Here is a 2,657-nt window from a genome sequence, read left to right as displayed (position 1 = left end):
CAGGCTGAAGCCTTGGGTACGACCGATTTGAATGGTGGCGCGCTCTTCAACGCTGAGTTCGGTATAAGACATAGGGGCAGCACCGTACCGGAAAGGTCAGGTGTTGCACTCAGTTTTTGCCGCCGCCTTTCGTAAAATTGGCTTTTTAAGAGTTTCCCTGAGGTCCGGTTTTAACCTCAGTACGCCACTCCATGGCGCAGCGCGTGATGAATCAATACTTTAGTCTCACTTCTCCCCCGAAGGTTGAGTCGACAGAGCAACCGTCGCTGGACTGTAATTCGAGGGCCAAGAAAGTGCCACAGCTTTGTCCACAAAAGCCCGGCGGCATCGGCTACGTGCCACCTACAATAAAAATGCACGTCGTACTAGCCCATCGCGCTGCGAGAAGCTATAAGCGATTCTAAAAAGAGAGCCCGAGCATGCAAAAGCCCATTGCACCAAAGGATCTTATTAAGTGGTTACCTGGCGAGGTTCTCAGTACCAGCGAAGATCGTGGGTGGAAAGACATAGAGCAACGATCGTATCGGTACATGAAACAGGATGTTCTACTACCACCAATTGATCACTTTATGATCGTCAGTTACTCCACAGGCCACACGCCGATGGACAGGCGTACAGATGACAAATGGAAACGCGCTTACTGCACCCCAGGAGATATTTCTCTACTGACAAACTCTCAGCCATCTCATTGGCACTGGACAGAAGAAATTGACGTTTCACACATATATATTTCAAATGCACTTATGTCACGTGTGGCCATGGATGTCTTGGAGCGCACAATTGAAGATGTTCGGCTTTATGATTTGCTTCACACACAAGACGAAGTATTGACATCCATCGTTAATGCGATCACCAAGGAAACAACGAACCGTGCAACCGGCTGCTCCTTATATGTTGACTCTCTCTCAATCCAACTGGCAATTCATCTTCTGCGACATTACGCCAACGTAACCCTTAGAGAAAGGGAGGCTCCAGGCTGTCTATCCCTTCTACAAAAACAGCGCTTGCTTGAGTATATTGACGCCCACCTACAGGGCACTCTACGCGTAGATGACATGGCTGATGCTGTGGGGCTAGGGGCATGGTCATTTTCCAGAAAATTCAGTGAATCCTTTAACTGCTCACCACATACATTTATTACTGAACAGCGTATCGAGAGAGCTAAGCGCATGCTACACGATGAAAAATTCGCCATTAAAGAGATCGCCTACCTGTGTGGCTTTTCAGACCAGGCGCACTTGACTCGAGTATTGCGCACCAAGCTCGGCATCACTCCGGGACAACTAAGACGCACCGAAAATAGGATTCGTACACTACTCCCCTCTGGAAAGGCCTGAAGTAGCCTCGAATTTTTGGCCGACTTCAGCCCTGCTAATTTTTGAAAGCGGCAAAAACGATCAGCCCCCCCCCGCTAATTTCTATGTTTATAGCCACCGCGAGCACCTCGCGGCGGCTATGCCCCATATTACTCACGGGCGAACCTCTCCTGCATTCGTCAGTAAATGCCTGCGTACTATCCACAGGTTCGACGGCGCGAACAGCGTCACCAGTTATGCCATGTCCTTCGTAGGCCACGGAAACACGTCTTTACATAACCGAACTGATGCGTAATCACCCGTACGTAATAGGTACTGCCGATTCAGTAAGGATGCTCTGAGACAGTCGTCATTCCCGCGCAGGCGCACTACTGTCCGGCACGATTTATGCCGCAAAGAGCTGCCCCTGTCGTCGCTCGATTTCTTGTTTTCGCGCCTGTCGCTGTCGATAACACTCAACCTCTATCCCTGGGCGCTGTAACAAGGTTGAACGCACCGCAACCATGTGCATCCACAGGCTCTTCTTCTCACCTGTCAGCGTCCGATGGAGGCTCAGCAACAGGTAACTGATCAAGGCGCAGAGAATCTGGATACGCACCGCATTCTCACTACGCCCCAGGAACCGCTTGATCTTCAGGTGCTGTTTGATCCACTTGAAGAACAGCTCGATTCGCCAGCGACGGCGGTAAAGCTCTGCAATGCTTGCCGCAGGACTCTCCAGATCGTTGGTCGCCAGGATCAGCGGCCGCTCATGTTCTGGGCGGTGGACAATGATCTGACGCAAAGGCTTGTTGTAGTCATTGAGGCGCTTACCGCCTGGGTAGCGGTGAGTGAAGCGGACATGTTGGTCTTGCAAAATCACGCCCTGATCGGCTGCGGCAATGGCCTTTGTCTCAAGCACGGTCAGTGCTGCGTTGTACTTGAAACGGGTGACGAAGCGGGCCTGCTGCTCATTCAGACGCGCCCACCAGTTGTAATCGCAATAGCCTTTGTCGAAGACGTACGTCGCGTGAGGTTCAATATCCAGGCATTGGCCCACCTCGACATCGTTGATATTGGCAGCGCTGAAACGGCAATCTACGGGCTGAGCAGCCTGCTCGGCATACTGCACATGAACTTTTATCCCCTGAGTTCGACGCGTGCGATCCGATAATGTCCAGTCATCGAACCCTGAGCCCTTCAGGGTGATGGACGTCGAATCCAGTAGGTACAGCGTAAGCGCTCCATAAACCCCGTCCGCCAGACAGAGTTTGTTTTCAGGAAGTCGAGGCAGAGGCCGGCGAGCAGTTCCACGGCAGCAGCGCTTCGTAGTCTTCGACGCTCTGTGCTGCGGGCAGGCGC

At 52.1% G+C, this 2,657-nt stretch carries 2 protein-coding genes and 1 pseudogene; 1 reads left to right on the top strand and 2 read right to left on the bottom strand.

The features are described from left to right. The first annotated feature begins 419 nt into the window (after positions 1-419). A complete protein-coding gene (locus G7020_RS23625; RefSeq protein WP_181087207.1) occupies positions 420-1,337 on the top strand; it encodes a helix-turn-helix domain-containing protein in 918 nt (305 codons plus the stop codon). 132 nt (positions 1,338-1,469) lie between these two features. Here G7020_RS23625 and G7020_RS23620 read toward each other — a convergent pair. Together G7020_RS23620 and G7020_RS23615 are read right to left on the bottom strand one after the other, a co-directional pair. Then, a pseudogene (locus tag G7020_RS23620) lies at positions 1,470-1,618 on the bottom strand (IS5/IS1182 family transposase); the annotation flags it as partial. Positions 1,619-1,701: 83 nt separating this feature from the next. Then, positions 1,702-2,520, bottom strand: coding sequence for an IS4 family transposase (locus G7020_RS23615; RefSeq protein ID WP_336509746.1), 819 nt, complete (start codon positions 2,518-2,520; stop codon positions 1,702-1,704). Positions 2,521-2,657: the final 137 nt, after the last annotated feature.

The organism is Stutzerimonas stutzeri (genome assembly GCF_013522825.1).
Classification (GTDB): Bacteria; Pseudomonadota; Gammaproteobacteria; order Pseudomonadales; family Pseudomonadaceae; genus Stutzerimonas; species Stutzerimonas stutzeri_AK.
The sequence above is the reverse complement of the archived record's forward strand: the minus strand, read 5'-3'. Positions and strand labels throughout refer to the sequence as shown.

Excerpts from the sequence above, each read along its gene's own strand:
- G7020_RS23625 (WP_181087207.1), top strand. The coding sequence starts at position 420 with ATGCAAAAGCCCATTGCACCAAAGGATCTTATTAAGTGGTTACCTGGC.